The sequence below is a fragment of the Streptococcus mitis genome, assembly GCF_002096735.1.
GTDB lineage: Bacteria > Bacillota > Bacilli > Lactobacillales > Streptococcaceae > Streptococcus > Streptococcus mitis_CZ.
Genome location: NZ_NCVC01000017.1, coordinates 58808 through 80012, shown reverse-complemented (window position 1 = coordinate 80012; position 21205 = coordinate 58808). Strand labels below are relative to the sequence as shown.

Here is a 21205-nt window from a genome sequence, read left to right as displayed (position 1 = left end):
TCGTGGACGCTCACTGGCGTCTTTTAACGTCTTGTGTTTTAGTTGGCGTTTCTACTCGCCAGTACGGATTCTAAGATTGCCATTCGAACAAAGACACCATTGGTCATTTGTTGGACAATCCGTGATTTTGGTGCTTCAACCAAGTGGTCTGCGATTTCTACATCACGGTTGACTGGAGCTGGATGCATAAGGATTGCTGTTTCTTTCAAACGATCATAACGTTCTTGAGTCAAGCCATGTTGGGCATGGTAGTCCTCTTTTGAAAAGATAGCTCCACTATCATGACGTTCATGTTGCACACGGAGAAACATCATGACATCCACCTGATCAATGATTTCATCAATAGTTACAAACTGCCCATAGTCTGCAAACTCTTGACTTCTCCATTCCTCAGGTCCAGCAAAGTAAAGTTCAGCTCCCAAGCGTTTCAAAATCTGCATATTAGATTTGGCAACGCGTGAGTGGTCCAAATCACCTGCAATCGCAACCTTGAGACCCTCAAAGTGACCAAATTCCTCATAAATAGTCATTAAATCAAGCAAGCTCTGGCTAGGATGTTGTCCCGAACCATCTCCACCATTGATGATGGAAGTCGTAATCGTGGGACTAGCAACTAACTCTCTGTAATAATCAACCTCTGGGTGACGAATCACACAGACATCCACTCCTAAAGCAGACAGAGTCAGGATGGTATCATAAAGTGTCTCCCCTTTATTAACTGAACTAGTCTTCACATCAAAGTCAAGTCGCTCCAATCCTAGTTTAATCTCTGCCACTTCAAAGGACTTATGCGTCCGTGTAGAATCCTCAAAGAAAAGATTGGAAACAATCGGATGATCCTCATAGGGAAGCTGAGCTCCGTTTTTAAACTCAATTCCTCGCTTAATCAATTTCATGACTTGATCGACAGTGAGGTCTTCCATGGACACCACATGGTTCAATGCTTGTTGATTTTCTGACATGGCTACTCCTTTAGCTTTCTATGCTTCTTCAGTAATCAGAACTCTGTCTTGGCCATCAAGTTCTGCCATCTCTACGATGATTTCTTCAGAACGACTAGTTGGGATATTTTTTCCAACGTAATCTGGACGGATTGGCAATTCTCTATGTCCACGATCGACCAGAACAGCTAAACTTACGCGCGCAGGACGACCATGACCGACAATATTATCAATAGCAGCACGGATAGTACGGCCTGTATAAAGCACATCGTCCACCAAGATAACTTCACGGTCTGTCACATCAACAGAAACCAAAGAAGTATCTTCTCCACTTTTAACATCATCACGGAAAGGTTTCGTATCCAATTCCACAACCGGAACTGAAAGATTTTCTAGCTGCTCCAAACGTTCTTGGATTCGGTGGGCGATAAAGACACCACGAGTTTTAATACCAGCCAAGACGATTTTATTCAAATCTTTGTTGCGTTCGATAATCTCATAAGTAATACGCGTAATCGCTCGTTTGACAGTCAATTCGTCTACAACTTCTTTTGCCTTCATGACAAACCTCCAAAAAGAAAAGTCTCCTTAAACAAGGAGACTTGAAATGTATAGCTAAGTAAGCCCTACTGCAAACAGTATAGACTTCACCCTTCTACTTTATCGCGCTCCTTGCCTGCCTCACGGGACAGGTTTAAAGGAATATTTAGTTATCAAATACTATAGCACAAAGCATGCTTAAAATCAAGCAAAAACTTTTGAGCACCCATTTTATAAATTGCTAAAGTCATATAATTGTGGGTAGTGGTCACACTCTGGATTTTTAGGATGGCAAATGGCTCGTCCAAAATAAATCATAGCCTGATGAGCTGCTAACCACTGCTCCGGTGGCAAGATATCCATGACCCTCTTTTCCACCTCAAGGGGTGTCGCTGATTTTTTGACGATATCGTGGTGTTTGCAAATACGCTCCACATGAGTATCCACTGCAAAGGCTGGAATCCCAAAACCCACACTCATTACAACATTGGCTGTCTTGCGACCAACACCTGCCAAACTCTCCAATTCCTCACGTGTCTGAGGGACTTGACCATCAAAATCGTCTAGTAACTGTTGGGCACATTTTTTAAGGAATTTAGCTTTATTCCGATACAATCCCAGACGAGAAATATGTGAGGCAATCTCACTCTCTGTTGCAACAGACATGGCTTGTGGCGTTGGAAAGGCAGCAAAGAGACCTGGTGTGGCCTTATTTACCGCTGCATCTGTTGTCTGAGCTGACAACATGACCGCAACTAGTAGTTCAAAATGATTGGTAAAATCAAGACTGGGCTTGGCATCTGGAAAAAGAGCAATGATTTCTTCTAGCACCTTTCGTGCGCGTTTTTTTGACAAGACCATTATTCGTCTCCATCAAATAGTCCTTGTAAGCCAGCAAAAGGACTGTTTTCTTCTTTCTTAACTGCCTGTTGAGCTTGGTATTCTTCCTCTGTCATGATTTGCCAGTCATTTCCTGAAACAAATCCTTGACCAGCCTCTTCTTCAGCCGTCAAGACCTTGATAGGAATGTTGAGAAGGATATTATCTGACACGCTCTCAGCAAGATCAAGTTCTCCATTTTCGATAGGCAAGACCAAATCATCATCTAGAACTTCTTGATCTAGCTGGTTAGTTGCGCCTTCCATGAAAACTTCCGTTACTGGATAAGATTCAATTAACTCAACTGGCTCCATACTGCGACTTGAAGCAAGAACAATGGTATAAGATAGTTGATAATCTAAGAAATACATACGGTCTTCGTACTGTACTTTCCCAACTGCAAGGATATCTTTTACATCTAAAATTTCTTGATTGCGTGCACGCAGGTCTGCGGCTAGGTCTAATGTTTGTTCAAAATGCAAGCCTTCAGACTGCTTACGAATTTCTTGAATATTTAATTTCATACTTCCTCCATAAAGATTTACTCTCTTGATTATACCATGAAAAGGCTACAAATCAGCACAGCAAACTTTATAATTAAAATTCGATTTTTTAACATATTTACTATGACATTTTGTTTTTTAGTGCTATACTATAGGCAATAATACATCAGAGCAAGGAGGATGCTCACATGGAAGACAAAGAACTCATTACTAATGCAACCCAACTCCTATCCGAGTTAAATAAAAGTTTCCAAATCTGCAAACAGGGTACTGCAGATGATATTCGACTACAAGAGCTGCTAAACACTACTATAAAAGAGCTCAAAAAAGCGGAAAAGTTGAACAACAGTATCTTAATAGACCTTGAGAAATTTTACCAACTTACCAGTCTTCTGATAGGTCTCGGTAGCCTAAAACTGAACGACCAAGCACGTACCGCTTGGCGCAACTATGACAAGTTCCATTACGAGCATGTCAAACACGTACTAACTCTATATGGACCTGTTTTCGGATTTTAGAGCATAGAATTTCCAATTTTCTATTGACAAAATATCCTGAAAGGTATAGGATAGAGGTACTAATACTCGGAGGTAAGGGAGACATGAACAACTAAGTCTATCAAATAAAGAACCTTTATTTAGTAGATCTTGTTTTTGTCTCTTTTTGTGTGCTCTTTTATGCTCTTCTTCTGGCATTTTATACTCAATGAAAATCAAAAAGCAAACTAGGAAGCTAGCCGCAGGTTGCTCAAAACACTGTTTTGAGGTTGTAGATAAGACTGACGAAGTCAGTCACATATATACGGTAAGGCGACGCTGACGTGGGTTGAATTTGATTTTCGAAGAGTATTAATAGAGTTTTTTTGACATAGACATTGGCTCTACTAGGTAAAGTAGAGCTTTTTGTTATGCACTATCGACATTCTAGAAAGGGCAACAATATGATAAAAATCAATCACCTGACCATCACTCAAAACAAAGATTTACGAGACCTTGTAGCCGACTTAAGCATGACCATCCAAGACGGGGAAAAGGTAGCTATTATTGGCGAAGAAGGAAATGGCAAATCAACCTTGCTTAAAACTTTAATGGGAGAAACTTTACCTGATTTCACTATCAGGGGAGACATTCAATCTGATTATCAATCAATAGCCTACATTCCTCAAAAACTCCCCGAAGAGCGGAAAAAGAAAAGTCTACACGACTACTTCTTTTTAGATTCTATTGATTTAGACTACAGTGTCCTCTATCGTTTGGCTGAGGAGTTGCACTTTGATAGCAATCGTTTCGCTAGCAACCAAGAAATTGGCAGTCTATCAGGGGGCGAAGCTTTGAAAATTCAGCTCATCCATGAGTTAGCCAAACCCTTTGAGATTCTATTTTTAGATGAACCTTCAAATGACCTAGACCTTGAGACGGTTGACTCGCTAAAAGGTCAGATTCGAAAGATTAGGCAAACCGTTATTTTCATTTCCCATGATGAGGACTTTCTTTCTGAAACGGCAGACACTATTGTCCACTTGCGACTGGTCAAGCACCGTAAAGAAGCGGAAACGCTAGTAGAGCATTTAGACTATGATCGCTATAGTGAGCAGAGAAAGGCTAATTTTGCCAGACAAAGCCAGCAAGCTGCTAACGACCAAAGAGCCTATGATAAAACCATGGAAAAACATCGGCGAGTCAAGCAAAATGTAGAAACTGCACTTCGAGCTACCAAAGACAGTACTGCCGGTCGCCTATTGGCTAAAAAGATGAAAACTGTCCTCTCTCAAGAAAAACGCTACGAAAGGGCAGCTCAGTCTATAACCCAAAAGCCACTTGAAGAGGAAGAAATCAGACTTTTCTTCTCAGACATCCAACCATTACCGGCTTCTAAAGTCTTAATCCAACTGGAAAAAGAAAATTTGTCCATTGGCGACCAAGTTTTGGTTCAAAAACTACAACTAACTGTCCGTGGACAAGAAAAAATCGGTCTCATAGGCCCAAATGGTATGGGGAAATCAACTCTGTTAGCAAAGTTGCAACAACTGCTAAGTCAAAAAAGAGAGATTTCACTTGGTTATATGCCACAAGATTACCACAAAAAACTGAAATTGGATTTATCACCAATAGCCTATCTAAGTCAAACTGGGGAAAAAGAGGAACTACAGAAAATCCAATCTCACTTAGCCAGTCTCAATTTCAGTTATCCAGAAATGCAGCATCAAATTCTCTCCTTATCTGGCGGACAACAGGGAAAACTCCTGCTTTTGGATTTAGTCTTGCGCAAACCAAACTTTCTTCTGCTGGATGAACCCACACGAAATTTTTCTCCAACTTCTCAACCCCACATCAGGAAACTCTTTGCCACCTATCCAGGCGGTCTCATCACTGTTTCGCATGACCGTCGTTTCTTAAAAGAGGTCTGTTCAATCATCTATCGCTTAACAAAAAAAGGATTAGAAGCAGTTGATTTACAAGATTTATAAATTTGCAACATAGCAGATAGGTGGGGCAAAACACAATTTTAGGAGAAGAGAAAGTAAATCTTCCCATAATAAAACGCATAATATCAAGTTTTTTGCACACCTGATATTATGCGTTTTTCAGATTTTAAAGGCTTTTTCCCAGCCTTCATTTTACATATGTTTTAAACGTTCAATCCGTTCTGAGATAGGTGGATGGGTATAAAAGAGTTTTTGGAACCCTCCCCCTTTCTTAGGATCATTGATATAAAGTGCACTGCTGGCATCATCGACAGGACGACTCATCGGTTTACTATTATCCAACTTACGTAGAGCATTAATCATCCCTTGAGGATTGCGGGTCAACTCGACACTGGAAGCATCAGCTAGAAATTCCCTCTGACGAGAAATAGCTAGTTGCACCAAGGTTGCAGCGAGAGGTGCCAGCACAATTGCAAGTAGGGAAACCACTAGCATAATGATTTCAAGACCATTTCCTTCTCGGTCATCATCACTTCGTCTGCGACCTGCTCCACCCCACCACATCATACGACCTGCCATACTAGAAAGCATGGTGATAGCACTAGCAAGGGCAACAGCAATAGTCGAAATACGAATATCGTAGTTACGGATATGACTGACTTCATGTCCCATAACAGCTTCTAGCTCCTCGCGATTCATGATAGCAAGGAGACCTGAAGTCGCAGCAACCGCCGCATTTTGAGGGTTAGAACCTGTCGCAAAGGCATTTAAGGCTGGATCATCAATGATGAAAACACGGGGCATAGGAATCTGAGCGACCATAGCCATATCTTCTACTACATGGTAGAGGTCTGGTGCCGTTTGCTCATCCACCTCACGAGCGCCATTCATGGACATGATAATCTCTGTCGATTGAAAAATCATGGACAAGGCATAGATAAAGCCGATAATCAGCGCTATAACCAAACCACCAAACCCAGACCGCATAAAGAGGTAACCAACCGCATAGCCAACAAGAGCTAAGAGTAGGAAAAATACCAGCAACAAAATCCACGTTTTTCGTTTATTGCTTGCAATTTGATCAAACAACATCTTAGTCACCTAAACCGCTAAAATCAACTTTAGGTACTACCTTTTCCTCTTCTGGTGTTTGAAGGAAATCTGCTGCTTTAAATCCAAACATTCCAGCGATAATATTGCTTGGGAAAGTTTCTAATTTTACATTGTAGTTGCTGACAACACTGTTGTAGAGTTGACGAGAGTAAGAAATTTTATTTTCTGTATTTGTCAACTCCTCTTGCAATTTAATAAAGTTTGCACTGGCTTTCAAATCTGGATAGCTTTCTGCAACTGCAAAAATACCTGAAACCTGACGAGTAAGGGCATCACTAGCTTTCATAGCTTCTGCTGGTGAAGTCGCTGCCGCCACTTGGTTACGTAGTTCTGCCACCTTTTCAAGGGTAGAACCTTCATATTTGGCATAACCTTTTACAGTCTCAATCAAGTTTGGCAAGAGATCATTTCGACGTTTCAACTGAACATCAATCTGACTCCAAGCCTCCTTTGTTTGCATACGATTCTTAACCAAACCGTTATAGCTAACAATCACAAAAATAACAATAAGAGCTAAAACTCCAAGAATAATCCAAGTCATTATATAAGTCCTTTCTGCTTTTAGATTAGTACCAGTATATCAAATTTTTAATGATTGTGGTAAAATAAGATGATACTAAAGAAGGAAATAACTATGAAACCAGAAACATTTTACAACCTGCTTGCCGAGCAGAATCTTCCACTTTCGGACCAGCAAAAAAAACAATTTGAACGTTATTTTGAACTCTTGGTCGAGTGGAATGAAAAAATCAATCTAACAGCTATTACAGACAAGGATGAAGTTTATCTCAAACATTTTTACGATTCGATTGCACCCATTCTGCAAGACTTGATTCCCAATGAAACTATCAAACTGCTTGATATCGGGGCCGGGGCAGGATTTCCTAGTCTACCAATGAAAATCCTCTATCCTCAGTTAAATGTAACTATCATTGATTCTCTCAACAAGCGCATCAACTTCCTCCAACTTTTGGCTCAAGAACTGGATTTAGACGATGTTCATTTCTACCATGGACGTGCCGAAGATTTTGCCCAAGACAAAAACTTCCGTGCTCAGTATGATTTTGTAACGGCTCGTGCGGTTGCCCGTATGCAAGTCCTATCTGAATTAACTATTCCCTACCTTAAAGTTGGCGGAAAACTATTGGCACTCAAGGCTAGCAATGCGCCTGAGGAATTATTAGAAGCTAAGAATGCCCTCAACCTCCTTTTTAGTAAAGTAGAAGACAATCTCAGCTACGCCCTACCAAATGGAGATCCACGTTACATCACAGTGGTAGAAAAGAAAAAGGAAACACCAAATAAATATCCACGTAAGGCTGGCATGCCCAATAAACGCCCACTTTAAATTTTTTAGTAAAAAAATATTTACAAAGTTCGTAATTTCTGCTATACTATCACAAGCAAAGGTTTTTAATGTCATCCCGTGAGGTGACGAAGACGCAGAAATATTTAAAACTCTTTAAAGTCTAGATTTTAGAGAAGTCTTACTCTGAGGGCCTATTGCTGTAAAATAATGGGCTCTTTTTTGATGCCCAAAAGTGAGGTTTATATGAAACAAGAATCAACTGTTGATTTGTTACTAGACGTTGACCAACGTCCTTCGGCTGGAAAAGGAATTCTCCTTAGTTTCCAACACGTTTTCGCCATGTTTGGTGCGACCATCTTGGTACCCTTGATTTTGGGAATGCCTGTATCTGTTGCCCTTTTTGCTTCAGGTGTAGGAACACTCATCTATATGATTTCAACTGGTTTTAAAGTTCCCGTTTATCTAGGGTCTTCATTTGCCTTTATCACAGCAATGTCACTGGCTATGAAAGAAATGGGTGGAGATGTATCTGCTGCTCAAACAGGGGTTATCTTGACTGGTTTAGTCTATGTCCTTGTGGCTGCTGGTGTTCGTTTTGCAGGTACAAAATGGATTGATAAACTCTTGCCACCAATCATCATCGGACCTATGATCATCGTTATCGGTCTTGGACTTGCAGGCTCAGCAGTTACTAACGCTGGTCTTGTAGCTGACGGGAATTGGAAAAATGCTCTTGTAGCAGTTGTTACTTTCTTGATTGCTGCCTTTATCAATACAAAAGGAAAAGGCTTCCTACGAATCATTCCATTCCTCTTTGCCATTATCGGTGGTTACCTCTTCGCACTAACACTTGGCTTGGTTGACTTTACACCAGTTCTTAAAGCTAACTGGTTTGAAATCCCTGGTTTCTACTTGCCATTTAGCACAGGTGGTGCCTTTAAAGAATACAATCTTTACTTCGGTCCAGAAACTATCGCTATCTTGCCAATCGCTATCGTAACAATCTCTGAACACATCGGAGACCATACTGTTTTAGGTCAAATCTGTGGCCGTCAATTCTTGAAAGAACCAGGTCTTCACCGTACTCTTCTTGGTGACGGTATCGCAACTTCAGTTTCTGCCTTCCTTGGTGGACCAGCCAATACAACTTATGGAGAAAATACAGGGGTTATCGGTATGACTCGTATCGCTTCTGTCTCAGTTATCCGTAACGCTGCCTTCATCGCGATTGCCCTTAGCTTCCTTGGTAAATTCACTGCCTTGATTTCAACCATTCCAAATGCTGTACTTGGTGGTATGTCAATCCTTCTCTACGGAGTTATCGCAAGTAATGGTTTGAAAGTCTTGATCAAAGAACGTGTAGACTTCAGTCAAATGCGTAACCTAATCATCGCAAGTGCTATGTTGGTTCTTGGACTTGGAGGAGCTATCCTTAAACTTGGTCCAGTTACCCTTTCAGGTACTGCCCTATCAGCCATGACAGGAATCATCTTGAACTTGATCTTGCCATACGAAAATAAAGACTAAGAATCTAAACACATCAAAAAACGAGCATTTCCAATTATGGAAGTGCTCATTTTTCTTCTTTCTAAAAAAGGAAAGCCCTGCGGCCTTCCCTTGTCTTACTTGCGTTTCTTCTTAGCTTTCTTCATTTTATTCGCCATGCGTTTCATGGACTGTTTCATGGCAAATTCACCAATTTTACCTTTTAGTCCGCCACCAAACATCTGGCTCATATCTGGCATTCCTGCTCCTCCGAGAGCTGACAAGTCAGGCATACCACCTTGTCCCATCATTCCTTCAAGGGCAGACATATCCATTCCTCCCATATTTGGCATATTTTTAGGAAGGTTGTTTGGATTGATCCCCATTTGCTTCATCATTTTGTTCATATCCCCAGACATAACTCCTTGCATGAGCTGTTTAGCCTGGTTAAAGTCCTTGATGAATTTATTGACTTCGACAAATGTATTTCCAGAACCTGCGGCAATACGACGGCGACGGCTTGGATTTAACAAATCTGGATTTTCACGTTCTTCAGGTGTCATTGAAGACACAATAGCACGTTTGCGAGCAATCTGACGCTCATCTACCTTCATGTTTTGAAGAGCTGGATTGTTGGCCATACCTGGAATCATCTTGAGCAAGTCTTCCATTGGCCCCATGTTTTGCACCTGATCCAATTGATCAATGAAATCATTGAAATCAAAGGTGTTTTCGCGCATCTTCTCAGCCATTTCAAGGGCTTTTTGCTCATCGTACTCTTGAGAAGCTTTCTCAATCAAAGTGAGCATATCCCCCATTCCAAGAATACGGCTTGACATACGGTCTGGGTGGAAGGTCTCAATGTCCGTAATCTTTTCACCTGTACCAGTGAACTTGATTGGTTTTCCGGTAATGTGACGAACAGATAGAGCCGCACCACCACGAGTATCGCCATCAATCTTGGTAAGGATGACCCCAGTCACTTCCAACTGAGCATTAAACTCACGCGCAACATTGGCCGCTTCCTGACCAATCATGGCATCAACGACGAGCAGAATTTCGTTTGGTTGAGCCAATGCTTTTACGTCACGAAGTTCATTCATCAAAAGCTCATCAATCTGCAAACGTCCTGCTGTATCAATCAAAACATAGTCGTTGTGATTGGCTTGGGCTTGTTCCAAACCTTGACGAACAATCTCAACAGCTGGTACCTCTGTACCAAGAGCGAAGACAGGCACATCAATTTGTTGCCCCAAGGTCTTAAGCTGGTCAATAGCCGCAGGACGGTAAATATCCGCAGCAATCATCAAAGGACGGGCATTTTCTTCTTTCTTGAGTTTGTTGGCCAATTTACCTGCAAAGGTTGTTTTACCAGCCCCCTGTAAACCAACCATCATGATGATGGTTGGAATCTTAGGTGACTTGATAATTTCTGCCGTATCAGAACCTAAAACAGTTGTCAGTTCCTCATCAACGATTTTAATAATTTGTTGCGCAGGATTAAGGGTATCAATGACCTCATGCCCGACTGCACGCTCACGAACTTTCTTGATAAAGTCCTTTACAACAGGCAAGGCAACGTCGGCCTCAAGCAAGGCCAAGCGAATTTCTTTGGTTGCCTCTTGGACATCAGATTCAGAGATTTTTCCTTTTTTACGTAGGTTTTTAAAGACGTTCTGCAAACGTTCTGTTAAATTTTCAAATGCCATTATTTTCTCCTATTTTTTCAATTCAGTGGAAATCGTCCGAAATGTTGCAAACTCTCTAGTTCTTCGGTTGTGACTTCTTTAATGATTTCATTTGGATATCCCCAACAGCTAAATCCTTCTTTAAGGGCTTGAGGAATAGAATCAGGTGAGAGAATTTGTAGTCTTGTAGGAAATGGTTCCTCTGCAGCTAATAGTTTGCAAGGTATTCCTTTATAGACAACAAGATTTTCCATGATTACTCCCTATTATCAATACTGGTCAAAATCTCAATTTGCTCTTGCAGAAAAGCATCCTCTGGATAACGCTCCAAAATCTGATCAAAAATTTGACTGCGAACAATGTAGTCCGAGTACATGTGCAATTTCATCTCATAATCTTCCAGAATCTTTTCTGTCCGCTTGATATTATCATAGACAGCCTGACGACTGACACCAAACTCCTCGGCAATCTCAGCAAGGCTGTAATCATCAGCGTAGTATAGCTCGATATAATTCATTTGCTTATCTGTCAAAAGCGCCGCATAAAATTCAAAGAGCGCATTCATACGATTGGTTTTTTCGATTTCCATAACTTTTATTATACCAAAAAATAGTCTAATCTACCACACTAGGAAGCCAATCCAAGAAGATAGCTAGCTAAATTTGAAAAAGACATGAGACTAGCCCCAAGTAATTTCCAATTGATAGCTGGCAAAGGGATGTCCCTCTTGGTTTTGTAGTTGATAATCTAGCTCAATCTTTTGTCCATCCACTTGATAACGATTCGTTTGGATAACAAACTCCTGCATCCCCATAGGTGTGGGAATATAGGCTAAACTATCACTATCCTTTAAAAAGCGCATAATGGTCTTGGGAGTGGAAAAACGGGTCATCACCAGCTCTTGACCATGGAATTTAATGACTACTTTTTCCTTTTCCTCATTATAGAAAAGCAGGTAGCTATAATCTCCTTTTTCATGCACTTCTACATCATAAAGCTGGTCAATCACTTCCAACTGCTCATCAAACTGAATCGTATTTCGCATCCGAATCTTCACATCAGGTCCTCTTTCTTGTCTCTTGTCCTACTATTTTACCAAAAACTCTAGCTTTTTGCTATAATGGTCATATGAACGAAAAAGTATTCCGTGACCCAGTTCACAACTACATCCATGTCAATAATCAAATCATCTATGACTTGATTAATACAAAAGAATTTCAGCGTTTGCGTCGTATCAAACAACTGGGAACTTCCAGTTATACCTTCCACGGTGGAGAACACAGTCGCTTCTCTCACTGTCTAGGAGTCTATGAGATTGCACGACGTATCACGGAGATTTTTGAAGAAAAATATCCAGAAGAATGGAACCCTGCCGAGTCTCTCTTGACCATGACCGCTGCTCTTTTACACGACCTTGGACATGGTGCCTACTCCCATACTTTTGAACATCTCTTTGATACAGACCATGAAGCCATTACTCAGGAGATTATCCAAAGTCCTGAAACGGAGATTCACCAAGTCCTGCTACAAGTGGCGCCAGATTTTCCAGAAAAGGTAGCCAGTGTCATTGACCATACCTATCCTAACAAGCAGGTCGTGCAACTCATTTCCAGTCAGATTGATGCGGACCGCATGGACTATCTCTTGCGTGACTCCTATTTTACGGGAGCTTCCTATGGGGAATTTGACCTGACTCGGATCTTGCGTGTCATTCGTCCTGTCGAAAACGGTATTGCCTTTCAGCGCAATGGCATGCATGCTATCGAAGACTACGTCCTCAGTCGTTATCAGATGTACATGCAGGTTTATTTCCACCCCGCAACACGCGCCATGGAAGTTCTCCTGCAAAATCTTCTCAAGCGCGCCAAAGAACTCTATCCTAAAGACAAAGATTTCTTTGCACGAACATCTCCACATCTCCTCCCTTTCTTTGAAAAAAATGTGACCTTGTCTGACTATCTTGCTCTGGATGATGGTGTGATGAATACCTACTTCCAGCTCTGGATGACCAGTCCTGACAAGATTTTAGCAGACTTATCACAGCGCTTTGTCAACCGCAAGGTCTTTAAATCCATTACTTTTTCACAAGAAGACCAAGACCAACTCGCCAGCATGAGAAAATTGGTTGAGGACATTGGCTTTGATCCCGACTACTACACTGCCATTCATAAGAATTTTGACCTCCCTTATGATATCTATCGTCCCGAATCTGAAAATCCAAGGACACAGATTGAGATTTTACAAAAAAATGGAGAACTGGCCGAACTCTCTAGCCTGTCTCCTATCGTCCAATCTCTTGCTGGCAGTCGCCACGGAGATAATCGTTTCTATTTCCCAAAAGAAATGTTGAACCAAAACAGTATCTTCGCAAGCATTACCCAACAATTTCTACACTTGATTGAGAACGATCATTTTAACCCAAATAAAAACTAGAAGAGGAAATTTATGAGTATTAAACTAATTGCCGTTGATATTGACGGAACCCTTGTCAATAGCCAAAAGGAAATCACTCCTAAAGTCTTTTCTGCCATCCAAGATGCCAAAGAAGCTGGTGTCAAAGTCGTAATTGCAACTGGCCGCCCTATCGCAGGTGTTGCCAAACTTCTGGACGACTTGCAGTTGAGAGACGAGGGTGACTATGTGGTGACCTTCAACGGTGCCCTTGTCCAAGAAACTGCTACTGGACATGAGATTATCAGCGAATCCTTAACCTATGAGGATTATCTGGATATGGAATTCCTCAGTCGCAAGCTCGGTGTCCACATGCACGCTATTACTAAGGATGGTATCTACACTGCAAATCGCAATATCGGAAAATACACTGTGCACGAATCAACCCTCGTCAGCATGCCTATCTTCTACCGCACCCCTGAAGAAATGGCTGACAAGGAAATCGTTAAATGTATGTTCATCGATGAACCTGAGATTCTCGATGCTGCCATTGAAAAAATCCCAGCAGAATTTTACGAACGCTACTCCATCAACAAATCGGCTCCTTTCTACCTCGAACTCCTTAAAAAGAATGTAGATAAGGGTTCAGCCATCACTCACCTAGCTGAAAAACTAGGATTGACCAAAGATGAAACCATGGCGATCGGTGACGAAGAAAATGACCGTGCCATGCTGGAAGTCGTTGGCAATCCAGTTGTCATGGAAAATGGAAATCCAGAAATCAAAAAAATCGCCAAATACATAACTAAATCTAACGATGAATCCGGCGTTGCCCATGCCATCCGTACATGGGTACTGTAAAAGGGTATGAATAGACGAAAACCGCTCAGCTGAGCGGTTTTTTCCAAATCAAGAATTTTCTATACCATCATTTTTTTAAATGATCAAGGCAGGTAACTCACTATGAAATAAGCTAAATTACCAATCACTTGATGATCCACCAGCATCAAAACCACCACCTGACCAATCACTTGATGATCCACCAGCATCAAAACCACCACCTGACCAATCATCACTCGACCAATCATCACTCGACCAAGGCGATGAGGAATCACTACTACTCTCATTATGATACTCATCTGAATTTTTAATATGGTAAGCTGTTAATGCTTTTTGTGACCAAGAACCATCATTTATAAAATCTTTATCATCAGGGTATAATTTATCCTTACCATAATAGAATTTATTAGATCTCCGTTTCCTACCCGAAACCCTACCTTCTGTAAGAAAAAGTACCACAAAAGAAATCATAAAAATTACACCGAAATGATCAAGAATTTCTACTACTAGTTCCCATATAGCTTTAGGGACTTCATAAAAATAATTTCTCTCTACTACAGGTGCATCAGCTAAGTCATAATCTTGATTGGATATGTTTTGGATTATATCAATCACAGCTCCATCATAGTCTTTGGCTCGCATCTTATCACGAGAGGCATCTAAGATTTCCCTAGCTTTTGTATCAGTCAATATAGTAGCTAGGTTATTAGAAGTCTCAATACGAAACTTTCTATCTTTTATAGCAATCAATAATAATGCACCCTTATTTGAATCCGAATAGCCAATTTTCCAAGATCTGGCAATCGTATTGGCTGACTTTTCTATAGATTCACTATTCAAACTCTCAACAATATAAATACCAATTTGAGTATCCGATTTACCTTTTAATTCTATTATTTTATCTGAAACAACCTCTGATAAATAATGGTTTGGATCATAAATACCATTAGAAGGCCTATCTGGTATCACTAGATCTGCGTGAGTTGGTCCAATGAAAAATAACAGGATTGTAAAAAAAGAAATTAGTATTAAAGCAAATTTTTTTATCATAAAAATAGAATCTTTCTTAAAGTGAGTATTAAAAAGAACAAGTAATAATAATCCTTCTCCAAAGCTTAGATTGTAATACTTAATTCTATCCTATTAGAACGATAGAAACCCGATTAGAAAAGTATATATACTTTCTACTATTATACCACACCTCCGTTTTCATCTGAAATGGTTTTCATTTTTGGACAAGAAAAAACACTGACCATTCAGTGCTTTTTGATTGATTTACTGCCCCCTGCAGGAATCGAACCTGCAACTACTCCTTAGGAGGGAGTTGTTATATCCATTGAACTAAGGGAGCTAGATAAAAACTCTGCTGAAGAAGCAGAGTTTTTTAGTCGAATTAACGACGGATTTCTTTGATACGAGCTGCTTTACCTTGAAGAGCACGCAAGTAGTACAATTTCGCACGACGTACTTTACCGTAACGAACAACTTCGATTTTTTCAACACGTGGAGTGTGGATTGGGAAGATACGCTCAACACCTACACCGTTAGAGATTTTACGAACTGTGTAGTTTTCTGAGATGCCAGCACCTTTACGTGCGATAACAACACCTTCAAAAATCTGGATACGTTCACGGTTACCTTCGACAACTTTCGCGTGTACACGAACAGTGTCACCAGGACGGAATGATGGGATATCTGTACGAAGTTGACCTTCAGTCAAGCTTTGGATTAATGGATTCATTTTATTCTCCTATCTTTGTCAATCTTGAGGAACCTTCCTCAGCGGATAAACTGTATTTTTGTGCGTCCATTACACACAAGATACAGTTTACCAAATTTCCACAAAAAAGTAAAGAAATTTATAGCAGAATTCCTAAAAAAATCGCAACTAAACCACCTAGGTAGGTTAAGGCTAGGTAGCTATAAAATACCTTCTTATCACTTAACAGTCTTTGCAGTTCGTCATTCAAGGTAGAGAAGGTTGTTAAACCTCCACAAAAACCCGTCGCTAGAATAGCATAAACTTCTTTAGACTCCACATGATTGTAGAATAAGCCAATCAAAAAACAACCCAAAAGATTGGCTATTAGGGTTCCGAGTGGCAATTTAGATGCTTGATTATAGCGGGAAAAGAAATAGCGCACTAAAGCTCCGAAACCACAAGCAATTGCAAGATAGACGATTACCATTTCTTCCTCCCTAAATAGTAAGCTAAAAGCAGTCCTCCACCGATGCTAAAAAGCAAATACATGATCAAACTAAGATAACGCCCTGTATCCAGTAATTTTACAGCATCAAGCATTAGACTAGAAAAGGTTGTCAAACCACCACAAAAACCTGTACCCAGAGCTAAAATAACACCTTTACTGGTTCCTTTATAGACCAGATAGCCCTTGACAAGATAAACCAAGCAGAAAATGCCTAGATAGTTGACAAGAAGGGTTCCCAAAGGAAAGTCAGGACTGGCTGGTAACCAAGTGGAAATTAGGTAGCGGACAAGTCCGCCCAACATAGCAGCAAGAAAAATCCCTAGCGAATAAAATTGTTCTTTTTTCATTTGATATTTTGATCCTGATAATCACGCGAACGTTTGAGTATGTCCGAAAATGTTTCGACAATAGTCTCCTGATAGCGCTTGTCCTCTACACGATTTCTGATCTTTTCAAAAATAACTGCTTCTCTCTTGGTATCTAAAATCGGTTTCCCTGAAGCCTTCTTATAAGCAACAACCCCTTCAACTAAATGCATTCTTTCTTCTAGCAGTTTGACAATTTGGTCGTCGATTTGATCAATTTCTTGACGAATAATATCTAAATCCATACAGTCTCCTCCTTTATTTGAATTATTGTATCAAAAAGCCATCAAATAGGCTAGTAAAATCCCAACTCACGATAAGAAAAATGCACTGATTGATTGTATCAGCGCACTTTTATAATTATCCTACTTTAGCAGCCAATTCTTCTGCGAATTGTTCCAAGCGTTCAATGTCTTCTTCCTCAGCAGAGAGATCAACTTTGACACACTCTGAACCTTTTTCTGCCCCTGTCGCTATAAAAACGCGGTCAAAGTCATCGACAGCCTTACAGAATTCATCGTAGAAGGTATCTCCTGAGCCGACCACTCCGTAAATTTTACCATTCAAGTTGAGATCTGCTAGGTCTTCGTAGAAGTCCATCATCTCATCTGGCAATTCACCATCACCATAAGTATAGGTCGCAACGATAGCGATGTCTGCTTCCAAGAAGTCTGAAGCGTCAACAGTTGTACATTCATCAACATCAACATCCAAGCCCAAGTCACGTAATTTGTCTGCTACAATATCTGCAATTTCTTCGGTATTACCGGTCATACTGGCAAATACAATTTTTGCTAATGCCATATCGTCCTCCTCAATTTATCTTTCTCCATTATATCACATCTTTTTCATTTTAAAAATAAAAATTCTTGTGCTACAATGAAATGAGAAAGAATTGAGGTTATTTATGGAAATTTGCCATCAAATTTTAGAAAAAATTAAAGAATACGACACGATTATCATTCACCGTCATATGAAACCAGACCCTGATGCCTTGGGAAGTCAGGTGGGTTTGAAAGCTCTTCTCAAACATCATTTCCCAGAAAAAACTATCAAAGCAGTTGGTTTTGATGAACCAACTCTAACTTGGATGGCTGAGATGGATCTTATTGAAGATAGTGTCTACCAAGGCGCCCTTGTCATCGTCTGTGATACGGCCAATACTGCTCGTATCGATGATAAGCGCTATAGTCAAGGTGATTTTCTCATTAAGATTGACCACCATCCAAATGATGATGTATACGGTGACCTGTCTTGGGTAGATACTAGTTCAAGTAGCGCTAGTGAGATGATTACCCTATTTGCCCAAACAACCCAACTGGCCTTGTCAGATCGCGCTGCTGAATTGCTCTTTGCAGGTATTATTGGTGATACAGGTCGCTTCCTCTACCCTTCTACCACTGCACGGACCCTCCGTCTGGCTGCCTCTCTGAGAGAACATAACTTTGACTTTGCGGCTCTCACTCGCAAAATGGACACTATGAGTTACAAAATTGCTAAACTTCAAGGCTATATCTACGATCATCTGGAAGTGGATGAAAATGGCGCAGCTCGCGTGATTCTGAGTCAGGAAATCTTAAAACGATTCAATGTCACCGATGCGGAAACTGCAGCCATTGTAGGCGCACCTGGACGCATTGACAGTGTTAGTCTCTGGGGAATTTTTGTGGAGCAGGCTGATGGCCACTACCGAGTTCGCTTACGCAGTAAAATCCATCCTATCAATGAAATTGCCAAAGAACATGATGGTGGAGGCCACCCTCTAGCAAGCGGAGCTAATTCCTATAGTTTAGAAGAAAACGAAATCATCTACCAAAAGTTAAAAAACTTGCTTAAAAACTGATAAAATACTTGCCAAACTTTTCAGAATCTGATAGACTAGTAAGGTAACAATCTATGGCTCGCAAAGAGACCATGGCAGAAAGGAAATATTGCAAAATGAAAAAAGATATCCATCCAGAATATCGCCCAGTTGTCTTCATGGACACAACTACTGGTTACCAATTCCTTAGCGGTTCAACAAAACGCTCTAACGAAACAGTTGAGTTCGAAGGCGAAACTTACCCATTGATCCGTGTGGAAATTTCATCAGACTCACACCCATTCTACACTGGACGTCAAAAGTTCACTCAAGCAGATGGACGCGTGGATCGTTTCAACAAAAAATACGGTCTCAAATAATGATAAAAAGAACAGTTTCGGCTGTTCTTTTTTCTTTCTTGAAATTAACTGCTGTTTTCATGTTCCAGACTCGTACTCTTCGAAAATCTCTTCGGTAATTTAATGTTAGGGGATTTATACTAACAATAGACTTTTAACCCTAAAATTGATAAAATAGGGAAGAAAATAATTGTAAAAGGAAACTATAAATCACCATGATGAACATGCAAAACATGATGCGCCAAGCACAAAAACTTCAAAAACAGATGGAACAAAGTCAAGCAGAACTTGCTGCTATGCAATTTGTTGGCAAATCTGCTCAAGAACTTGTTCAAGCGACCTTAACTGGTGACAAAAAAGTTGTCAGCATTGACTTCAATCCAGCTGTCGTTGACCCTGAAGATCTTGAAACTCTTTCTGATATGACTGTTCAAGCCATCAACTCTGCTCTTGAACAAATCGATGAAACTACCAAGAAAAAATTTGGTGCTTTCGCTGGAAAATTGCCATTCTAAGCATAAGAAAAACAAGCATTCAATAGAATACTTGCCTATCATGGGAGGAACAACTGTTCCTCTTTTTGCTTACTAAAAATTAAAGAATTCCATTGCCTGTTTAAACAGTAAATCCGTATACTCTGGGTCTTCTTGGGCAATGGTAACCTGATCTTGAATCATTTCCAAGTCATCCGTTATCATGCCGTCTGCACCCAAATGAACAGATTTATCAAAGGACTCTGAACTATTGATGGTCCACACGTACAATTTCTGATCGGTATTCCAAAGCTTGTTGACAAAATTTTCATCTAAAGTTGAATACTCCATGGTGTAACCTGTAGCCTTGGTTCTTGGAAAAATACTATTATAAGGTAGGATTAAAAAGACTGGAATTTGAGTATCGTAGACTAAAACCTGGTCAATCACATGGTAGTCCAAGGATTGCATTTGGTGACCATTCTGCTTAAGAACAGTTCCATATTTTTCCATAAAGCGTTTCATCATATCTGGACTATCTTTTCGACTGGTTTTAATTTCAATAAGGAGTTTTTGATGCAATTCATTGGCTTTATTGAGATAGTCATCAAAACTAGACACCTTGCTATGATAGCCATTTTCTGAAATATCAAGTTTGGTTAATTCTTCCAAAGTGAGATCCTGAGGATTGGCATTGACTCCTGTCAGATTCTTGATATTGGCATCATGCATCATGACAAACTGGCCATCTTTTGTTTCCTGAACATCTGTCTCAACGAAATCTGGAGATAACTGAGCGGTTTTTTCTAGTGATTGGACTGTATTTTGCACACCATTCTTATTAGATACTCCCCTGTGAGAAATGATTAAAGGTTTATTGGCAACTGGAGCTTCTAAATAAACATAACCCTCAAGAGCGAAAAAGATAGCTGCACATCCCATCACTCCCCATCTCATCCAGTGGTCTTTCTTTCTCCTTGGTGTAATTTCTAATTCTTCTCCTGTTAAGAAGGAAACAAATTTAATGAGAAAGTAAGTCAAGGCCATATAGTGGAAATTCTTAATCAAGACAAAGTTGATAATTCCCAGCACAAGAGATTCCTTATGGGTCAAACCATCCATCAGCACCTGACTTGCTAATATTGGAATCAATAAAAGAATGAAAAATAGGTAGGTTTTGACGATAATCCAAAGCAAGTTCCAAATATAAAACCAGGAGTGCTTTCTTGTCTTCTCTAGACTATATCTGACCGCTTCTTTGACTGTTTTTTTCTCAAATAAAAGCTGAGGTAGAGCAAACATGAAACGCACTGAAATGTAAAATAGCAGTAAAGCCAGAATAGTAACCACTATACCTACTAGCCAATACTTGTCTTCTACATAATCAACAATAAAGTCTGGAATGACAATTTTATTGAGGTAGTAAATCTTTAAAATCTTTCGAATCAATGGAAAGAGCATCATGACATAAAAGAAGATAAAGGCTATCTTGGAAAGCGTCACTTGCTTCATAAACAAGAAACTTTGATGAAAGACCTTACGACTGTACTCCAGCAAAGTTCTCTTTTCATGATAGAGTAGGTGCCGGGCTCCGATAAAGAGAAGTCCTATCTGGTAATAGGCGATCAGTAAATTAACGATTACCAGAATAAATAAAGCAAGACTAACAAAGGGAGAACCTTTTATAATGGCAAAAATATTGTTGTAAGATAGAAAGAGATAACCTGTCTGACGGAGCAAAAGTCCAGCAATCCAAGAATTTGACGGTAACCAGACAAACTCAATCATCATAAAAGTCAAGAAAAATAGAAAAAGTATTTTATCTAGATTAAAGTATATCTGCTTAAAACCTAGATTTTTAGGTTTTTCAGGTTTCATAGGCA

At 40.1% G+C, this 21205-nt stretch carries 26 protein-coding genes and 1 tRNA gene; 9 read left to right on the top strand and 18 right to left on the bottom strand.

The window, feature by feature from the left end; all coding sequences use genetic code 11:
* Positions 1–38: 38 nt before the first annotated feature.
* From B7703_RS07465 to B7703_RS07450, 4 genes are all read right to left on the bottom strand, one after another.
* A complete protein-coding gene (locus B7703_RS07465) occupies positions 39–962 on the bottom strand; it encodes an aspartate carbamoyltransferase catalytic subunit (protein ID WP_060628127.1) in 924 nt (307 codons plus the stop codon).
* Between the two features lie 18 nt (positions 963–980).
* Positions 981–1502: a bifunctional pyr operon transcriptional regulator/uracil phosphoribosyltransferase PyrR gene (gene pyrR, locus B7703_RS07460; protein ID WP_000644747.1), complete on the bottom strand. Its 522-nt coding sequence runs from the start codon at positions 1500–1502 to the stop codon at positions 981–983.
* Between the two features lie 210 nt (positions 1503–1712).
* A complete protein-coding gene (gene nth, locus B7703_RS07455; RefSeq protein WP_084924259.1) occupies positions 1713–2342 on the bottom strand; it encodes an endonuclease III in 630 nt (209 codons plus the stop codon).
* Positions 2342–2884 carry a YceD family protein gene (locus B7703_RS07450; protein WP_033681986.1) on the bottom strand — a complete coding sequence of 181 codons (543 nt, stop codon included), beginning with the start codon at positions 2882–2884 and terminating at the stop codon, positions 2342–2344. Before B7703_RS07450 ends, nth begins: the two co-directional genes overlap by 1 nt.
* Before the next feature lie 167 nt (positions 2885–3051).
* Between B7703_RS07450 and B7703_RS07445 the strand changes: the two genes are divergently transcribed.
* Together B7703_RS07445 and B7703_RS07440 are read left to right on the top strand one after the other, a co-directional pair.
* Positions 3052–3381, top strand: coding sequence for a helicase BlpT (locus B7703_RS07445; RefSeq protein WP_084924257.1), 330 nt, complete (start codon positions 3052–3054; stop codon positions 3379–3381).
* A 389-nt stretch (positions 3382–3770) separates the two neighbouring features.
* Positions 3771–5330, top strand: a complete 1560-nt coding sequence (locus B7703_RS07440) for an ATP-binding cassette domain-containing protein (protein WP_084924616.1) — start codon at positions 3771–3773, stop codon at positions 5328–5330.
* Between the two features lie 150 nt (positions 5331–5480).
* On the opposite strand, the gene htpX is transcribed toward B7703_RS07440, so the two are convergent.
* Both htpX and B7703_RS07430 read right to left on the bottom strand, forming a co-directional pair.
* Positions 5481–6380, bottom strand: a complete 900-nt coding sequence (gene htpX, locus B7703_RS07435) for a zinc metalloprotease HtpX (protein ID WP_084924256.1) — start codon at positions 6378–6380, stop codon at positions 5481–5483.
* A gap of 1 nt (position 6381) precedes the next feature.
* A complete protein-coding gene (locus tag B7703_RS07430) occupies positions 6382–6942 on the bottom strand; it encodes a LemA family protein (RefSeq protein ID WP_084924254.1) in 561 nt (186 codons plus the stop codon).
* Between the two features lie 93 nt (positions 6943–7035).
* Between B7703_RS07430 and rsmG the strand changes: the two genes are divergently transcribed.
* Together rsmG and B7703_RS07420 are read left to right on the top strand one after the other, a co-directional pair.
* Positions 7036–7749 carry a 16S rRNA (guanine(527)-N(7))-methyltransferase RsmG gene (gene rsmG, locus B7703_RS07425; protein WP_084924252.1) on the top strand — a complete coding sequence of 238 codons (714 nt, stop codon included), beginning with the start codon at positions 7036–7038 and terminating at the stop codon, positions 7747–7749.
* A gap of 204 nt (positions 7750–7953) precedes the next feature.
* Positions 7954–9237: a uracil-xanthine permease family protein gene (locus tag B7703_RS07420; RefSeq protein WP_004234765.1), complete on the top strand. Its 1284-nt coding sequence runs from the start codon at positions 7954–7956 to the stop codon at positions 9235–9237.
* A 95-nt stretch (positions 9238–9332) separates the two neighbouring features.
* Here the strand turns inward: B7703_RS07420 and ffh are convergent, their stop codons facing one another.
* From ffh to B7703_RS07400, 4 genes are all read right to left on the bottom strand, one after another.
* Positions 9333–10904 carry a signal recognition particle protein gene (gene ffh, locus B7703_RS07415; protein WP_084924251.1) on the bottom strand — a complete coding sequence of 524 codons (1572 nt, stop codon included), beginning with the start codon at positions 10902–10904 and terminating at the stop codon, positions 9333–9335.
* A 17-nt stretch (positions 10905–10921) separates the two neighbouring features.
* Positions 10922–11137 (bottom strand): hypothetical protein, encoded by a 216-nt coding sequence (locus B7703_RS07410; protein WP_060628105.1) that lies wholly within the window; start codon positions 11135–11137, stop codon positions 10922–10924.
* A 2-nt stretch (positions 11138–11139) separates the two neighbouring features.
* On the bottom strand, positions 11140–11472 hold the full coding sequence (locus B7703_RS07405) for a putative DNA-binding protein (RefSeq protein WP_000402062.1): 333 nt from the start codon (positions 11470–11472) through the stop codon (positions 11140–11142).
* 90 nt (positions 11473–11562) lie between these two features.
* On the bottom strand, positions 11563–11940 hold the full coding sequence (locus B7703_RS07400; RefSeq protein WP_084924249.1) for a YwiB family protein: 378 nt from the start codon (positions 11938–11940) through the stop codon (positions 11563–11565).
* 71 nt (positions 11941–12011) lie between these two features.
* On the opposite strand from B7703_RS07400, the gene B7703_RS07395 reads away from it, so the two are divergent.
* On the top strand, positions 12012–13316 hold the full coding sequence (locus B7703_RS07395) for an HD domain-containing protein (protein ID WP_084924248.1): 1305 nt from the start codon (positions 12012–12014) through the stop codon (positions 13314–13316).
* A 12-nt stretch (positions 13317–13328) separates the two neighbouring features.
* Positions 13329–14135: a sugar-phosphatase gene (gene yidA, locus B7703_RS07390; protein WP_033687103.1), complete on the top strand. Its 807-nt coding sequence runs from the start codon at positions 13329–13331 to the stop codon at positions 14133–14135.
* 117 nt (positions 14136–14252) lie between these two features.
* Here the strand turns inward: yidA and B7703_RS07385 are convergent, their stop codons facing one another.
* The 7 genes from B7703_RS07385 to B7703_RS07355 form a co-directional block, all read right to left on the bottom strand.
* The gene (locus B7703_RS07385) at positions 14253–15164 is read right to left on the bottom strand and encodes a TPM domain-containing protein (RefSeq protein WP_084924246.1); all 912 of its coding nucleotides are present in this window, start codon (positions 15162–15164) and stop codon (positions 14253–14255) included.
* 229 nt (positions 15165–15393) lie between these two features.
* A tRNA-Arg gene (locus B7703_RS07380) sits at positions 15394–15465 on the bottom strand.
* 42 nt (positions 15466–15507) lie between these two features.
* Positions 15508–15855 carry a 50S ribosomal protein L19 gene (gene rplS, locus B7703_RS07375; protein WP_001068669.1) on the bottom strand — a complete coding sequence of 116 codons (348 nt, stop codon included), beginning with the start codon at positions 15853–15855 and terminating at the stop codon, positions 15508–15510.
* A 118-nt stretch (positions 15856–15973) separates the two neighbouring features.
* A complete protein-coding gene (crcB, locus tag B7703_RS07370; protein ID WP_004256635.1) occupies positions 15974–16303 on the bottom strand; it encodes a fluoride efflux transporter CrcB in 330 nt (109 codons plus the stop codon).
* Positions 16297–16671, bottom strand: a complete 375-nt coding sequence (crcB, locus tag B7703_RS07365; protein WP_084924244.1) for a fluoride efflux transporter CrcB — start codon at positions 16669–16671, stop codon at positions 16297–16299. The genes crcB (B7703_RS07370) and crcB (B7703_RS07365) overlap by 7 nt, the downstream gene beginning before the upstream one ends.
* Positions 16668–16934 (bottom strand): chorismate mutase, encoded by a 267-nt coding sequence (locus B7703_RS07360; protein ID WP_084924243.1) that lies wholly within the window; start codon positions 16932–16934, stop codon positions 16668–16670. Before B7703_RS07360 ends, crcB (B7703_RS07365) begins: the two co-directional genes overlap by 4 nt.
* Positions 16935–17049: 115 nt before the next feature.
* Complete coding sequence (locus tag B7703_RS07355) at positions 17050–17493, bottom strand: flavodoxin (RefSeq protein ID WP_084924241.1); 444 nt, start codon at positions 17491–17493, stop codon at positions 17050–17052.
* A 103-nt stretch (positions 17494–17596) separates the two neighbouring features.
* Between B7703_RS07355 and B7703_RS07350 the strand changes: the two genes are divergently transcribed.
* From B7703_RS07350 to B7703_RS07340, 3 genes are all read left to right on the top strand, one after another.
* Entirely contained in the window at positions 17597–18532 is a 936-nt protein-coding gene (locus tag B7703_RS07350; protein ID WP_084924239.1) for a DHH family phosphoesterase, read from the top strand.
* A 95-nt stretch (positions 18533–18627) separates the two neighbouring features.
* Entirely contained in the window at positions 18628–18870 is a 243-nt protein-coding gene (locus B7703_RS07345) for a type B 50S ribosomal protein L31 (RefSeq protein WP_000710764.1), read from the top strand.
* A 194-nt stretch (positions 18871–19064) separates the two neighbouring features.
* Entirely contained in the window at positions 19065–19364 is a 300-nt protein-coding gene (locus tag B7703_RS07340; protein WP_060628076.1) for a YbaB/EbfC family nucleoid-associated protein, read from the top strand.
* A gap of 72 nt (positions 19365–19436) precedes the next feature.
* On the opposite strand, the gene B7703_RS07335 is transcribed toward B7703_RS07340, so the two are convergent.
* Positions 19437–21200, bottom strand: coding sequence for a glycerophosphoryl diester phosphodiesterase membrane domain-containing protein (locus tag B7703_RS07335; RefSeq protein WP_142358202.1), 1764 nt, complete (start codon positions 21198–21200; stop codon positions 19437–19439).
* Positions 21201–21205 lie beyond the last annotated feature (5 nt).